General features: G+C 49.1%; 8 protein-coding genes. 4 read left to right on the top strand and 4 right to left on the bottom strand.

Going from position 1 to position 17,097, the window contains the following annotated elements:
• Positions 1–32 precede the first annotated feature (32 nt).
• The gene (locus tag DEF47_RS08435) at positions 33–1,667 is read right to left on the bottom strand and encodes a hypothetical protein (RefSeq protein WP_012189741.1); all 1,635 of its coding nucleotides are present in this window, start codon (positions 1,665–1,667) and stop codon (positions 33–35) included.
• 604 nt (positions 1,668–2,271) lie between these two features.
• Here DEF47_RS08435 and DEF47_RS08430 point away from each other — a divergent pair.
• Positions 2,272–4,857: a HEAT repeat domain-containing protein gene (locus DEF47_RS08430; RefSeq protein ID WP_012189740.1), complete on the top strand. Its 2,586-nt coding sequence runs from the start codon at positions 2,272–2,274 to the stop codon at positions 4,855–4,857.
• A 181-nt stretch (positions 4,858–5,038) separates the two neighbouring features.
• Here DEF47_RS08430 and DEF47_RS08425 read toward each other — a convergent pair whose 3' ends face one another.
• Positions 5,039–5,581: a hypothetical protein gene (locus DEF47_RS08425; protein WP_012189739.1), complete on the bottom strand. Its 543-nt coding sequence runs from the start codon at positions 5,579–5,581 to the stop codon at positions 5,039–5,041.
• Positions 5,582–6,116: 535 nt separating this feature from the next.
• Here DEF47_RS08425 and DEF47_RS08420 point away from each other — a divergent pair.
• Positions 6,117–8,147: an FG-GAP repeat protein gene (locus tag DEF47_RS08420; protein ID WP_012189738.1), complete on the top strand. Its 2,031-nt coding sequence runs from the start codon at positions 6,117–6,119 to the stop codon at positions 8,145–8,147.
• 110 nt (positions 8,148–8,257) lie between these two features.
• On the opposite strand, the gene DEF47_RS08415 is transcribed toward DEF47_RS08420, so the two are convergent.
• Positions 8,258–11,323 (bottom strand): type ISP restriction/modification enzyme, encoded by a 3,066-nt coding sequence (locus DEF47_RS08415; RefSeq protein WP_012189737.1) that lies wholly within the window; start codon positions 11,321–11,323, stop codon positions 8,258–8,260.
• Positions 11,324–11,574: 251 nt separating this feature from the next.
• Positions 11,575–13,947 carry a carbohydrate-binding protein gene (locus tag DEF47_RS08410; RefSeq protein WP_012189736.1) on the bottom strand — a complete coding sequence of 791 codons (2,373 nt, stop codon included), beginning with the start codon at positions 13,945–13,947 and terminating at the stop codon, positions 11,575–11,577.
• Between the two features lie 467 nt (positions 13,948–14,414).
• On the opposite strand from DEF47_RS08410, the gene DEF47_RS08405 reads away from it, so the two are divergent.
• Both DEF47_RS08405 and DEF47_RS25270 read left to right on the top strand, forming a co-directional pair.
• The gene (locus DEF47_RS08405) at positions 14,415–16,727 is read left to right on the top strand and encodes a DUF8740 domain-containing protein (RefSeq protein ID WP_012189735.1); all 2,313 of its coding nucleotides are present in this window, start codon (positions 14,415–14,417) and stop codon (positions 16,725–16,727) included.
• The coding region (locus DEF47_RS25270) for a hypothetical protein (RefSeq protein WP_287045077.1) at positions 16,724–17,097 on the top strand (374 nt) is incomplete at its 3' end. The genes DEF47_RS08405 and DEF47_RS25270, both read left to right, overlap by 4 nt.

Below are 17,097 nucleotides of genomic sequence, written 5' to 3'. Positions count from 1 at the left end.
AACTCCTTTATTTTAAATTGATTGATTTTAGTTTAGTGTTCTGACTTATAATGTAATTCGAGATAAAAATTTGCTAATGGATCGGCAGTTGGATTGCTGATAAAAAATACATTTCCAGCAGGTAGGATGAGCGCGGTATTGATGGTTGTGCCGATATCGCCAAGCACAACCCCAATATTACCAATGCTATCGATATGAATACCAAAGGCATTAGCAAAGAGATTGGCAAAGAAATTTCCATCTAAACCAAATGAAAATGCATCAAGGATTGATCCCAAAATATCACCAATGATTGTCCAAGCCTCAGCACAGCTATTTTTATCTTGGCCTTTATCAACATTACTGATGCTAAATTGTTTTGTAATCGATAAATTTGGTCTGCCATTAGTATCTTTTGTGGTAATTAATGAAACCGTGCCACTCCAATCGAGGCCTGTCCAGGCCCAACCTTTAGCAGTGCAGAAAAACATATCTTTGCTTTGTTCTTTATAAAAATAGAGATGGCCTGAAAAATTAAGATCAACTTGAGCACTTTGGGCTTGATTCACAATTTGCACTGAATAATTATTGACATATTGATCGTCGCCATCTTTATCGTTAATAATCGAGTAGCTAAAGCCATTGGCGGTGGCAGACTTCGCTTGATCATAATTGGCACCGCTATCGACCGAAAGATGATCTTTGATTTGTGCATAAATACCATCGTGGAGCTGCTGAAAAATTGGTTTTAGGAAATATTCTTCGAGCAATACTTGATGCGAATAAATCATTTTTGCATCACATTGTTCATTTGGGCTGATCCAGTTGCTATCGAAATTGCCTGGCGTGGTTGAGATTGATTGATGGCCACCTTTGGTTACAAGGGCAAAGTTCAAGGTGCTAATATCAGGATTTGTTGGATCATTATAGAAATTGTAGGTTGTGCCAACTGGACGTAATGAGTCGGGCACATCACCGTAGCTAGCATAATTCGATTGGTCGGTGGCACTCATTGTATAGCCAAGTACATACGGGTTTCCAGCATCTTTTTGGGATTTAAGATATTCTTGCATAAAAAACACAAATTGCTTTTTAACATCATCACCTGCATTGCCAACACTGGTTACGGTTGGGTCGAAATTAATTAAATCGGTTGACTCGAAATCCATAAAGAGGTGGTTTACCGTAAACATATTATCAATAAATCCACTGAGTTGCTGCTGGACATTATCGGGAACTTTGATCTTTTGATCAAGGTCATTTTTGGCGAGGGTCGCAAGATCCATATTGACACTAATGCCAAATTTCCAATTGCTCATATCAACGGTCATCCAGGTTGGATTATGCGGCGAACCACCCCAATAACCAAATGTACCAGAGAGAAAATTGAGCAATAATAAAACAACTGTACCACTTTCATGGATTGAGATTTGTGGTAAGAGTATTCCATCAAGGTAGCCATCGAGCTTACTTGAATCAATACTACCATCAGAATTTTTAGGTAAATCTGCTGATGATTTTAAAATTGTATAAACATCTTGCTTGTTTGGATCATCCCACACTTGAGTGATAATTAGTTCGGGATTAATGACACCTAGACGAACTAAATGAGTAAGCTGATCGTTAATTGTTTTCTGGGTGATCGGTACAATTAAATCGAAACTATTGAAAACATCAGTATTTTTCATCACACACTCCTCGTAAAAATGGCTATAAGAATTTGCATCGATTCACTCACGTGATCGACTAATAACGTTCTGCCTCATTTGCGCTAAATAAGGTTGATGTATTTAGCATTGAGGCTTATTCAATTGATGCGATCCTTGATTTGTCGGTTGCAGCTGCTTCTAGCTAATTAACGCTGGAGATTTGGCGTTCATGAATTGAGGTTCTTGTAGGAATTGAATTTAAACAACGACCCTCGGTGGTATAGTCGCTGATCCTCATGGGATTTAGTCAATAGATATGGTTGTTGTTCTTCCTCTTTCCCACCTACCAATTATCAGTATTATCCAATTCACCATGGTCAAAGCGCACGGCTTGAATCGAGTCATGATGGGCTATTTGGGGGGCAAAAATGGCGCAAATTCCACGAGCTTTTTTGATGGTCATCGATGTTTGCTTCGGTAATACTAGCTATTGTAGTGCATAGATGTGCGCTTGATTCCACCGAGTAAGGTTGTGTGATTGCTCGGTGTAGCTTGAGGATGGTTGTATGGTTTATGGATGAGCGCATCCAAGATTCGGCTTCGTGCAGTGTGTCGTGCTTAATTGGTCTGGAGGAATCTAGTAATGATCTACCCACGTGTGAAACGCTGGTTATCGATGTTAATCGGGACGGTCTTGCTCGCTCAATTGGTGCTAATTCCGCACCATGCTACGGCTCAAACCCGCTCGTCTGGACGCGAACCCGTGGTGGTTGCAACTGAGAGTAAAGGCTACTATCGCTATCCAGATATGGGCATCTATCGCTATGCCTGGTCATCAACGGTGGATACGCAATCAACGACTCAAACGGCGGCTACTCGACCACGCCAAGATGTCAATCGCTTGGGTATGACTGGGGTTGTCGAAATTGAGCGCTACGCCAGTGGCCGCAGCACCAATCTGTTGCGAGCTAAACTGGTTAATCCTAAGATGTATACCATCACCGAAACAGGCTGGCAGTTGGTTACTGATCGTGAGGTAGTTGGCCCAGACTTCGACAAACAAGTTGAAGTTCCTTTCTATTTTCAACAACATACGACTGGTGAAGTTGTCGGCATGTATTTTGATCGGACAGATAGCGAAGAAGTACGAAATATGAAACGGGCGGCGGTGTCGCAGTTGGCGATGCAGCTTGAATACAGCCCCACACCAAGCTGTGATGATCGCACGATTACGTGTGCTCAGCCTTACAAACGGCTAGAAACTGATGTAACGGGAACCTACACAGCCGCCTATGCTGCGCGGATTGTAGATAGCCAGTATGTGGAAATTACGAAAACGCGAGATCAAGATTCATATACGGCCTTTGCTGATCGCACGATTGTTGATGCTCGTGATACCCTGCTCTCCAGTAAACATACGGCGATGTATGATCTACGGGCCGGCGTATTGGTGCGCAATAGCAATCAACAAACCATTCGCAATCGCTTGGGGAGTGCCGAGCAAGCTCAGTATGCTGGCTCTGGCTATGGCATCGAATCGGGAATTAATGCCAATGAGAGCATAAGCCTTGATGGTGTTACCACAGGCGCATTGGATTCGGTAATCAGTTTATCGGGCGATGAACAGACCAGTGAATTGGCTGCCCTCATGCGGCGCACCGAGGGGCGCGATTATGTTGCTACACCATTAGTAGCGACCATTGTTGAGCAGGCTGCTGTTGCTGATCGCGGTTTGGCGGCGAATGACTTAACCAGTGCTTTGGCTCTTGTAGCCCAAAATCCTCACGATCCTAACAATGTGATCGTGCTGCGGGCGACGCTTAATACGCTTGATCGAAGTATGCAGCAGCTTGATCAACGCTTGAGCAAAGGGACAATCGCCACCAACCTCTATGAACCTTTAATTGGCGCTCTGACTGGAGTGATTGATCCCCAAGCCCAAGCGTTGGTGATTAAACACTTTATTCAATCGCCTAGCGTTGCAGCGTCAATTCGTACCCAAGCCTTGACTGCCTTGACGATCTTCAAAAAGCCTAGCCTAGAAACGATTCGCTTTGTTACAACCTTGGCTGATCAAAATACTCCTGAGGGAATGCAAGCATTGCTGGTGCTTGGTGCTATAGCAGGTACGATTCAACACGAACAGCCAGCCCAAGCTCGCGATCTAGCGACGATCATTGAAGCAACATTGACCCATGCCAAGAGCGATACTGAGCGTGATTTGGCCTTACGCGCTTTGGGCAATGCCGGAACCGCGACTGATCTTGCAGTTATTCGTCCATACCTGGCGGATGCCAACCAGATTGTTCGTACCTCTGCAATTGATGCCCTGCGCAAATTTCCAGCAGCCGATACCAACGCGCTTCTCAACACCGCGTATCGTAGCGATACAAGCGAGATTGTCCGTCATACGGCGCGTGAATTGCTGTATGCCAACGGTGATAGCCCAAGTTTGAATGCTTTCGATTGGAATTGGCAACAATTTATTGGCGGCGGTGATCTCAAGGGCGAATTGAAATCACGAGTATATGTGAGCGATGGCCCCGATATTACAGCCTTGGCCCGAGGCGAAGCGAAAGCTCATGCTTGGTCGTGGAGCTATACACTGGCCGAAGCCCAAGCCTCAACCTATGTTCAGACCGAGCATTCAATTAAATATCGCTACTTTGAAGCGTATGTCAAGGTCTTGGGTAACAATGTCTTTACCCCAATCAAAGAACGCCTGCAATGTGGGGTTGAGCGCACAGGCAACTTATATCAAACGACGATCAATTTCTTCTCGCTTACGAAAACCTTTATGGTCGGGCCAGTGCCTGTTCAACTTGGCTTGACCGCCAGTGGAACGATCTCAATTCCTTGGAAAATCGTGGCAAGTGCCTGTGATGTGCCGATTTCGGCCAATGCCAATATCTCGATTACGCCAACGGTCTGGGCTTCAGCCAGCGCAACGGCTGCCGTTACGATCTTTGTCGCTCGTGGTGGGGTTGGAATTACCGCTGATTTCTTGAAGACCGGCATCGAAGCGAAGGCCAGTGCATCCTATCATATTATCAATGGTTTTCACGGTAGTATTAATCTGAATGTCTCACTTCAGCCGATGGCCGTTCGCATCTTTTTGTGGTATCAATTGCGCAAATTGAATGGAAGCTGGAAACCACGTAACGAGTGGACGCTTTGGAATTGGAGTGCTCCAACCCAAACTTGGCCGATTTGGAATCATAGTTTCTAAGGTGGTGCCTTAGGCCACGCATCTTTCCAAATATCATTCAGCCATCTCTTGAAAGTACCCCTCGCCTGCCGAGCAGGCGAGGGGTACTTTGTAGGTTTTTACAATTATTAGTTCAAAGCTCAAACCCTACGCTTGGACGATGTAGGGTTTGCTTGCGCGAATAGAAGGGCAAGTGATCATTTTAGTTGGTTTGCGATTGCGCTTGAAACCACGCCTGACACCACTCAAGCAATCCATCAGCCACCGGTGGATTATCCGCTTCTTGGGCTATGAAATCGTTGGTTATAGCACAATCGGGAGTTTCGATGGCATGCTTAAGGCCTTGGATTGTCTGATCAAGGTCGGTTGTTGTAAGCATTGTTCCTAGGGTTATCACAGCTGCCCGATCAATCGTCGTTCTCTCAGGATGATAGTCTGGTGGTGAGACGAGGGTGATTGTGCGCAATCCGGGGTCGAGATAGATCGCGATTCGCGAATCTTGGGTCATGGTTTCTGCTTGGGACAACATGTGACTATCAACAAGAATATCGGTAAGCGCAAAAAACCAACTAAAATCGGCTACCTCCCACACGATGTTTGCCGAGAGCGCTAGTAACTGATTGGCAACCCACCAGCAGGTGATAGGCGTTGTCATAGGCTTGGGAGCTTCAACCAACAAGAGCAGATCAAGGCTCAGGGGAATATCCCAGATCACGGGAGTTAGTGATTGATAGAGTACATCCATGCTCTTTAAATCCTTTTCTATCAGCAAAACGAGCGGTAATTTGGAAATTGGGTTTATTTGTCAGCACAAATGTGAACATAGTGACTACGATAACAAACTACTCGCTACTTCCTAGGCAACAGCATAGCGCGTATATCGGCCCATATCCATCAAAAAACATCGTGCCATTCGGGCAATATTATGCTTGTTAATCCCTTGAAATGACATGATTTCGCCTGCTTTGGGCATGTTTGAGCAACATTCTGTATTTCCTGCTAGCAGATTCTCACGCATTGCCTGAATGCTAAGAATTTGTGAGCAACGTTCTTAGCATAATTAGCTTTCTTCATCATCGTATGCAGCTATGTTATTGATGATGATGCTTCATGACTACGGTATGTTTACGCCGCCACGCTATGCTCTCCACAGTAGGATTAAAGCTGGAACATAGTTGCATTGCATATGGTCGCTCTCTCACTTGTGCCATCCTGCATCCTCTCTGCCATTTGGGTCAGCAGACTAGAAGTGATCGTTTTTATGTGTACGTGGAGGTTGTATGCTTTCATCATCGTGGTTAATGCATTGGTCGCGGCGCAGCATTTGGATTTTACTGTTTGGCTTGTTGTCGATGGGCGTTGGTTTTGGAAGCAAGCCTGCTCCATCAACGGCTGCTGCCTTGTTTACTGCTACTGACTGGCGGGCTATCCGCGCCCTATTGCCATTGCGGCAACAAGCCTATTTCAAGCCTTCGCAGGTCTCTGCGGACGATGCAATGGGTTGGAGTATTGCGGTGTCCGGCGATACAATTGTGGTCGGTGCGCCTCACGAGGACAGTAGCACGGCAGGAGTTCAGAATGGGACGACACCGACGGTCGATGAGGTGGCGAGTGATGCGGGAGCCGCCTATGTGTTTGTGCGGACTGGCACGAGCTGGAGTCAGCAGGCCTACCTGAAAGCGTCGCAGGTAGCGGCAGGCGATGGCTTTGGCACCAGTGTGGCGGTGTCCGGCGATATCATTGTGGTTGGTGCGCCTCACGAGGATAGCGGTACGGTGGGCGTGCAGAATGGGGCGACACCGACAATCGATGAGGCGGCGAGTGATGCGGGAGCCGCCTATGTGTTTGTGCGGACTGGCACGAGCTGGAGTCAGCAGGCCTACCTGAAAGCGTCGCAGGTATCGGCAGGCGATGATTTTGGTGCCAGCGTGGCGGTGGCAGATACAACAGTTGTCGTTGGGGCACACCAAGAGGATGGTAGTACGACGGGTGTACAGAACGGGGCCACACCGACGGTTGATGAGGCAACGAGTGATGCCGGAGCAGCGTATGTGTTCGTGCGTGATGGGAGAAGCTGGAGCCAGCAGGCCTACCTGAAAGCTTCGCAGGTTTCGGCAGGCGATATTTTTGGTGCCAGCGTGGCGGTGGCAGATACAACAGTTGTTGTTGGGGCACACCAAGAGGATAGTAGCACCGCCGGGGTTTTCCATAGCGCCGCGCCAACGGTCGATGAGGCGGCGAGTGATGCGGGAGCAGTGTATGTGTTCGTGCGCGATGGCACAAGTTGGAGTCAGCAGGCCTATCTGAAAGCGTCGCAGGTGTCGGCAGGCGATATCTTTGGCTTTAGTGTGGCGGTGGCAGGGGAGACGCTGGTCGTCGGTGCGCCCTATGAAGATAGTAGTACGGCGGGTGTTTCCAACAGTGCCACACCAACGGTCGATGAAGATATGACCAACGCTGGAGCAGTGTATGTGTTCGTGCGCGATGGCACAAGTTGGGTTCAGCAAGCCTATCTGAAAGCGTCGCAAGTTTCGGCAGGCGATATCTTTGGCTTTAGTGTGGCGGTGGCGGGCGATACTATCGTAGTCGGTGCGCCCCATGAAGATAGTAGTACGTCAGGTGTTTCCAGCAGCGCGACACCAACGGTCGATGAAGCCATGAGTGATGCAGGGGCCGCGTATGTCGTCGTGCGCAATGGCACAACTTGGGTTCAACAAACCTACCTCAAGGCTGCCCAAACTTCAGTGTCCGACATCTTTGGCTTTAGTGTGGCGGTGGCAGCAGATACGCTCGTTGTTGGTGTACCCTACGAGGATAGCAGTACGGCGGGTGTTGATCATAGCACGCTGCCCACGGTTGATGAGTTAGCAAGCGATGCCGGAGCGGTCTATGGGTTTACCAATCTGCCAACCTTGTATCTGCCTTTCGTCACAACCAGTCAGCCATTGGTGATTGCGCCACTCACTCCTGTCGCCGTGCCAACAACTCCAGTTGGTACGCCTGGCATGATTTTCTTAACCAAAACAATCACGTTGCCAACCCCATTATCAAGTAGTGGTCACTATTGGCTATCCGCAAGCCCGACGGCACTAGTGCCAGGTTTGGTTGATGATGCGGTGATTCTGCGAGTGGGGTCAACTGAAATCCTGCGTCATCACTATGGGATGACGGGCGAACTTCAAGCCGCCTTGGTGGTAGTCCCGGTCGGTGATCTGTTGCCATGGGCAGGCCAAACAATTACCGTCGATTTTACCGATATTTCTGGCCTCGTGTATAGCACGACCCCGTTATATTTGGTGTGGACACCCTAAACATCCCGTACCCCTGACCCCCGCTCCCGCACGCGAGGCGAGGGGGAACCACGAAACGAAAAGCCCCTCACCCGCTGTAACGGGCGAGGGGTTGGAGTGAGGGAACTCGGCTAGAGGCTAATTGCCCGCAGTTGCTGGATGATCGCTATGGTTTTGAGACTGACCGTGATCACTTGTTTGAGCAAGCGCACAATCGCCTCGCGATCATCAAGGTCGTTGGGATCGCTGGTGATGCCGCTGCGCCTGTCGGTGCTGACCTGATATTGATCAATCACCCATTCGAGCGCCGAGCGGTTGCCCAACCGATACTCGTAGACCTCGACTGGGATGCCTTCAAGCGTCAAGGCTTGGTTGTAGATGATCGCACTTTTGTCGCGGCTTAATCGCATTTTCTCGACCCGCCACGTCCATGGGACATTGCAATTCTCGTTATGCTTGAGCTTATATTCGCGCTGTTGCTCGTAGTTCAGGTGCAATTCGGCCAATTGGCGACCTGCCGCACTCAATTGTTCGATCACGCTCGGCGCGAGTAAGGGGATGCGCGGTAGCTCAAGTTTGAGGTTGGCGGCGTAGCGTTCACGATAGCTTGGCACATGCAATAAACCATAGATGTAGTAGAAAATATCCCATTTATCGAAATTATTGTTGCCAGTATGCGCTTGAACATGCTGCAAAGCCCAATCGCTGATATTCTCACGCCGGTTGCTGCCATCCTCATCGTAAATGTAGAATGGAAACCATTGTGTGGCAGAACCTCCACCATAAAAATTAAGATCAGATATATAATTACTTATGAAAAATGAAAATGGTTTTTCTGAACCAACACCAGTAACACATATCGATGTGTTTGCTCCTTTGAAGAATAGACCCATCTTGCTCATTTCATCAATTATTACATCGCTAAAATAAATATATCGATGAGTAAATGGTCTATACAATGATAATAATACATTATTTTCGTAAAATGAAACTTTTTTTGAACGCTTCAAATCACGTTTAATATTTCGGCTCCACTTAATTTTCGTGTCATCTTGCAACACAAAATCATCGAGTGCTACCTCAGTTTGGCGATTGTGCCAACGATCAACCTCGGTATTGTAGGTAGTGATGAAGGTTTGCATGCGTTTGGCCAGCGCTTCGCGGTTGAAATCATACACCCAAGTATCCCGATTGGTTGAAACGCCCAAACTATAGGTATTGAAAATCGTTGGTTCTGCGCCAGCACTGCCCGAACGCGACTCTTTGCTGCCAATTGGTACAAAGGTGGCGAAATCGTCGCTTATGCCCTCGGTGATCCATGTGCCGTTGCTGGTGGGCTGCAACTGTTGCCACGCAATCGCCCGATAATCGGCGTGCTGGTTGAGATAACTATATTTCTCGCCACGCCACCACCATTCATCCAAGCGGGCGTAGTGTAGCTCGGCCTGCTGGCGCTGGGGATATTGGGCACGATTACGAATCAACAAGGTAATCGCCACACTTACCTGAATGCCAAACACATTGTGGGTTGTGCCCGAAAGCTTAGGATTTTTGCGCACATTGCCGCCCAAATCAAGCACATAGATGCTGGTAAAATCCTTCAGCAACTCCTTGCGCATGCCATCGAAGGCAATTTGCTCAACAAACGAGCCATTACTAACATAGGCAATCACCCCATCGTTATCGCCGAGGCGGTCGGTGGCCCAGCGAAAAAAGCGCGAATACATATCGTAAAGTTTGGTTTGCAACGATGCTTTCGACGATTTCGCATAGGTTTGACGAATCCGCGCATCGATATGCGGATATTTACGATTTTTATTATTATCATTTTCATTTTGCTGTCCGACGTTATAGGGTGGATTGCCAATAATCACAAAAATTGGTGCATCTTGCTGTTGCTGCACCCGTTGCGCATTTTCCGGCACAAACATCGAAGCTTGGCGCTTATTGGCTTCCATCTCTAAATTGTCGGCAAAACAAAGGCCCTCAAATGGCGCATAATTCTGGGTGCGATCATAAAATTCATGTTCGATATTTTGGGCTGCGATGTAATAGGGCAACAACAACAACTCATTACAATGCAACTCATGGCGATATTTATGCTCAAGTGTACTATTTTGTAATTGATTCAAAATTTCGAGCATAAACGTGCCCGTGCCGACACAGGGATCGAGCACATGCACACCTTTATCGCTCAAACTAGAGTCGAATTGATCACGCAATAGTTGCTCAACCGACGTGACCATCCAACGCACAATTGGCGCAGGCGTATAAACAATTCCGTGCGTATCGGCGATATCGGTTGAATAGCCCTGAAAAAACTGCTCATAGACCGTATTTAAAAAGGTTGATTTCTCGCTGTAATCGCTGATCGTCCGCGCCGAATTCTCTATCGCTTTATAAAAATAATCGAGGCTGGCCAAGAACTTATCGCGGCTAAATGCCCGTTTGGGCAACGCCGCAATCACTTTTTCCAATTCGGCAGCAATTGCATTACGACGCACAAAATCGGGGTTATCGAAGACCGAGCGAAAAATTCGTTCAGTCAACAAATGCTGAATCAACATCTCCTCGACTTGCTGCTCGCTGGTTTGGGGGTTGAGCGAACTGCGGCATAACGCCACAAAACTATCGAAGGCCAATTTAAAATCGCGGCTATGTTTTAACTCATTGGCAATAATTTCAGCGACGCTGGTGGCCAAATCGGGAATTTCGCGACGAAAGCGAGCGACAGCTAAGTGAAAATCATCGACCTGTGGCTCGGCATAGCTAAAAAATGTTTCAAGCAAGCGTACCAACTGGTGATCATCGTGCATATCGATGCTCAACACCCGCTGATTATGTTGGTATAACACTGCTTGGCGGCTATTTTCAAACAGCGTATTTTTGGTGGGGTAGCCTGCGCGGAGCTTATTGCTAATTTCGCGTTCCAAATCATCGGCAGGATCTTTGGCTTCCCAAATTCCATGGCGCAATTTGAGGCTATCGCGCAACTCGCCATCGAAGCGCAGCGCCTTGCGCGAACCTAGCGTGAGTGTTTGCTCGGCGACGAGGGTCATGCCCCAAGCGCGGCCAGCCTCGCTCAACAAATTTTGAAAGGCATTACGAATCGCACCTTCATTGAGACCGCCGACTTTCATCACCCTCGCTAGCTCAACACGGTAGGTGTTCAGCACCTTGGGGGCAATCGTTGGCATAACAACTCCCTATTCACCACGCACACTTGTACAATTATAGCATAGGGCGACGTTCATTCCCTCACCTCCGCTGGTTGGACGGGCGGGCGATGTGCATACCCTCACCCCCTAACCCCCTAGCCCGCCCGCGAGGCGAGGGGGAATCACCCCAGCATGAACAATGGAACTCCCCTCGCTCATGGTAGTGGGAGAGGGGGTGAGGGATCTTAAAACCTACCCTTGTAAGGATCGGGTGAGGTAGTGAGGTAACTTCACTGTTCTAGCCGATCACAAAGTTGAGCTTCGTAGAGCGAATTGGGTACTAAACTGCCGCTGCGAATATCGGCAAAACCACCAGCGCCCGGGAAGGGATACGAGGTGCTACGCGTGCCAGCCTGTGAGATGACATAGTTTTGGCCAGTTGGCGGCTTTTGCACCATCATCGTGCGATTGTAGTTCCAGATGACTGAATGCACATTGCCCCAGCCATGCGATGTGCCATAATCGCCACGGTTGATCAGCTTGATATTGCTGGCGGCACTAGCATTAATGGTGTCGAACAATAGACCTTGGCTCCATTGACGATGGCCTTCGCTATCCGAGCCGCCGCCTTCAGTCGAACGATGCCAAACAATCCCCGAGGTGGTTTGAGTTCCATTGGAAATAAAGTTGTGGCGACCGCCAGTGGCATGAACCCGCGTAAACAACACGAGTTGGCTATTCGATTCGGCATCGAAGTTGTAAAAACGGCCACCAGTCCGAATGCCAACTGGATCAAGTGCCTGCACATCTTCAACCGTGATGCGAATTGCGCCTTGAGTAAACACCCCAGCATGGCCAAAGTGCAAGACTGTCGCATTTTTGACCCAGCTATTTTCTGCCCCGACAATCCCAATTGCATCCCAAACGTGGTTCTCATCCTCGCCGCCAGCGGTCTGAATATCAACCCGCAGATTTTCTACCCCAGCATTGGCGATGATAGTGCGGCTGGCAACCGGAGCAACCGTCGCTTGGCTCAACGCCCGATCCAAATGATTGAAAATTGGAGCATCAAGCGTCAGGGTTGTACCAGCAATCTTAGTTACTCGGCGCGTCCAAGTCATATCTAAAGCACCGACCGCCCACCAAGCGTCATTGACTACCCCGCCACCATTGACCGCGTTGATCCATGCTTGTGATGATGGGTGGCGCACAATCACTTCTTGGCCAACCGTAAAACGACTGGGATCGGCTACATTCAAGCTTTTGCTGCCAACTTGTACAAATTGGTCGGTCACGTTGGTGGCGGAGCCAGCCGTCCACGGGGTTGAATCGCCGTTGCCCACCACAATTAATGTGCGTTGATGCGGCGTGTTGCCAACTCCTAGCAAAATCGTGGAAGTGCTAGCATCGCTGCCATCGCCACTGCCGCGCAGCACCACGCCACTTTTGTTGATGCGTAAGGTTCCGTTGATGTTGTAGCGGCCAGGTGCAAGCAATAATGCTCCACGCAAACCATTGGCATCGGGCGTGCGATTGCCAATTGCATCGAGTGCCTGTTGAATGCGGGCGGTATTATCGCCACTGATTGGGCTGAGTGTTTGGACAACCGCCAGATTTGGCAGTGGCCGTTGGCCTGAATAATAGCCAGCATAGCTAAAATCAGGAATTCGGTTTTGGGCACTATCGTTGGTATATTGCAAACGCCCATTGTGATAGCTGACCACCGATGATTGCCAACTGCCTGCGACGATTGCTGGTGGATAGTTGGCACAAAAAGCTGGGGTATAACCGGTTGGCGCTGGAGTTGCGGTTGGCACTGGGGTTGCGGTTGGTCGTGGGGTTGGCGTTGCGGTTGGCAGCGGCGTTGGAGTTGCAGGCAGATTCAGGCTGATATTGCAAAGATTGAGTGAGCCAACGGCTCCTGTGCCACCAACCACCGTCGCCAAGGTGTTTAAATTGCTCACATTGGCTTGTTCGCTGCGAAAAGCAAAATTACTGGCAATCAAAACTTCGCTAGTAGTCTGCGGCGTAACATAAACACTGTAGGTATGAGCCACAAGATTGATAACAATCCGAAAACGATAGCGTGTATTAGCACTGTAGGCCACATTGGTAGCAGCAGCATAAGTTCCGCCGTTGCGGGCATCGATTGAGCCAGTTGGATTAAAGCGCACAGCAATTGCTAAACCAGTGTAATCGGTTGGCACAGCATTGGCCAAGCCAATCACAGCATTGGTGGGGCTAGCGCTCAGCGTTGCCTCAAAGCTCAAACTAAAATTCCCAGTTTGGTTGCTTAAACTGCGGCTTTGCCAACCAACGCCCGCCGCTGGATTTAAACAGCCAGCCGTCGGCGTTGCGGTTGCAGTTGGCGGAATATTTGTGGCAGGGGGAGCGGTTGGCGGAATGCTTGTTGCGGGAATTGTCGTAGCGCTTGGAGCAGTACTAACCTGCTTCCAGAGCGCGGGTGTGGTGGCTGGCTCCCAACCAACTAAGGCCGTGTGGGCTTGTAAACACTCATAGATCGTGCCATTGTAACTAACTTGGCTGCCAACCGCATAGGCCGTATTGGCTGCCCATGGGTTTGGTGCGGCGTGAGTAGCTTGGTTGAATAAGAGACTCGCAAATAAACTAAATACCAACATCAATGAAAAAAAACGTTGCATAACGACTCCTAACAATAGGTTAAGATTATTAACTTATTTTAGTGAATGTATAAAGCATCGCCTGTTCATTTGTCAAGTACACGTATTAATAAAAAGTTTAAATAAATGTTAAGAAGTTCAAGAATCAAAAAATAGCCCAAAAGAACTAACTCCTAAATCTTGCAATCAGGACCAAAGTTCCTATCCTAGAGGCCCAAATGTCTGATTTAGCTCAATCTAGCTGCCAATCGCAATTAAATAATTAAACCTCATTTAACTCAAATGACAGATGGATCTTGGATCTATCTGTCATTTCTTTTTAGGCTCAGGCTCTTTGCAGCTAGATCTCAGCCGCTAATGGTGCTATAAATAAACTCATTCCCTAGGCCGCACCATCTAGATAGTTCGGGTCTCAAGCCTCGCGTCGTCGTGAACGAGGGATAAGAGTGCAGAACCATGGCAGCATTTTATTCAAAGGAGCCACAATCATGATTCGTAAACGCTATCTTATGCTAATCGCCCTCGTTTTAGCCAGCACATGGCTGCTACCGGTTGCTGCCCAAGATCAAACCAAGCAGCAACCATCGGCAGTTTTAGCACCTTCAGGCGAAACAATTACCTACCAAGGCATGTTACGCGAAAGTGGCAGCTTGGCAAATGGTGTGTTCGATTTTCAATTTGGTTTGTACGTTGACGCAGTCGGTGGCACAGCTTTAGGCGTAGTCACCCGCAATGATGTGACTGTGAGCAATGGTTTATTTACTAGCGAACTCACCTTTAGCGAAGGCTTGTTCAATGGTGAAAGTCGCTGGATCGAGCTAGCAGTTAAGGCCGATGCTAGCGGCAGCTATACCACGCTCACGCCCCGCCAACAAGTGACAGCCGCGCCCTTGGCTTTAGCCTTGCCAGGCTTCTGGACACGCCAAAACAGCTTTAGCCCCAACTTAATTGGCGGCTACGAAGGCAATACTGCCTCATCGTTGGCGATTGGGATCACAATTAATGGTGGTGGCAACTCAGGTGGCCTGAATAGCGCCTACGATAACTATAGTTCAATTGGTGGTGGGGCTGGCAATAGCGTCGGCAGCAACGATGGTAGCCCAAGCAACGATGTCTATTCAACCATCGGTGGGGGCATCAACAATACCGCCAGCCAAGAATACATTGTGATTGGCGGTGGTCAAACCAACAACGTCAGCGGCGCTTGGTCAACGATCGGTGGTGGCATCAACAATGTGATTAATAATAGTCGCTATAGTGTAATTGCTGGTGGTGGTGGCACAACTGGCAACACAATTTACGATGATTATGGCACAATTGCTGGGGGTAGCGAAAATATCGCAGGTTTAACTGGCGAGGCCGTCAGCCAAATGTATGCCACTGTTGGCGGTGGTCGGGCCAATGTTGCCAGCGATAACTATGCGATCGTCAGTGGTGGCCGCAGCAACACTGCCAGCGATGATTACTCAACAGTTGCTGGTGGCTACAACAACAGTGCTGCTGCTCAATATGCCACAATCAGCGGCGGTGGCAATTCCAACAGTGCCCAAGCCAATCGTGTTTACGACGATTATGGCACAATCGGCGGTGGTACAAATAACGTAGCGGGCGTAACTGGCGATACAACTGGTCAGCAATATGCCACGGTTGGTGGTGGCAATGGCAATACCGCCAGCGAAGATGGTGCGACGGTTGCTGGCGGCAGTGGCAATAGCGCTAGCGCCAACTACACCACAGTTGCTGGTGGCACTACTAATGCTGCCAGTGGCGATACCAGCAGCATCGGTGGTGGCCAACTGAATGCAGCCAGCGGTGGCTATTCAGTAGTTGCTGGTGGACGCGGCAATACTGCTTCTTCCAATATCGCCGGAGTTGGTGGTGGCCAATCGAATCAAGCGACCAACACTGGCGCATATGTCGGGGGCGGCCAGACCAATACAGCGACTGGCCAATATTCGGTCGTGGCTGGTGGTGTCAATAATGATGCCACTAATACCTACGCTTCCGTAGTTGGTGGTATCAACAATCAAGCGGCAGGTGCGGGTACATTTGTCGGCGGTGGGCAAAACAATAATGCCAACAGCACCTTATCGGCAATTCTGGGTGGTAGCGGCAATACAACCTTGGCCGATTATACCGTTGCCGCTGGCGAAAATGCCGTCGCTGCTCACGCTGGGAGTTTTGTTTGGGCTGGTCAACAAGCCAACAAAGATGATAGTATTTCGACGACTGGGCCAGGTCAGTTTATCGTGCGTGCTCCAGGTGGGGCGTGGTTTGGCAGCAGCACCAAGGTCGATATGCCTGATGGCGCGATTTTGGCAACTGAAAGTGGCGCTTTCCTGAGCAAAGGCGGTACATGGGCCAATTCATCAGATAAAAATCTCAAATCAAATTTCGCCACGATCGATCCCCAAGCTGTGCTCGATCAGCTTGCCAGTATTCCCGTACAAGCTTGGAGCTACAACAGCGAAGGTGCAGCAGTTCGCCATATTGGCCCAACCGCCCAAGATTTTTATGCCGCCTTTGGTTTAGGCACTGATGATCGCCACATTGCCACGGTCGATGCTGATGGCGTGGCCCTCGCTGGAGTCCAAGGTTTATACAATTTAGCCACCGAACAAGCTCAATTACTCGATCAACAAGCCGAGCACATGGCGGCACTTGATGCACGACTCGCAGCCTTGGAACATAGCCAAAATCCTCAAACCAGTCTCCCATGGTTGTGGTTGATCGCGATTGCCGCAGTTGGATTGGGCTTGGGGTGGATGCTTGGTCGTCGCAGCAAGGGGCAACGCGCATGAAACGTCGTTTGCTCTGGTGGGCGATCCCATTGATCGCGCTTATGCTAGCAGTTCAGCTAGCCCAAGCTCAAACTGGCGGGGTTTTTAGCCTCGATTGGTCAACGATTGATAGCGGCGGTGGCAATAGCACTGGCGGCAATTTTGATCTGCATGGCTCGATTGGTCAGGCCGATGCTAGTGTCGCCCATACTGGTGGCAATTTTAGCGTCGAAGGCGGGTTTTGGTATGGTGTATCAACATTAACCCCAACGCCGACCAACACACCAACCAACACACCAACCAACACACCAACCAATACACCAACCAACACGCCAACCAATACACCAACCAACACGCCGACCAACACGCCGACCAACACGCCGACCAACAC

Origin of the sequence: Herpetosiphon sp. (genome assembly GCF_003512625.1) — a bacterium.
GTDB classification, from domain to species: Bacteria; Chloroflexota; Chloroflexia; order Chloroflexales; family Herpetosiphonaceae; genus Herpetosiphon; species Herpetosiphon aurantiacus.
Note: the sequence above shows the minus strand (reverse complement) of the source record. Positions and strands in the feature narration are given on the sequence as shown.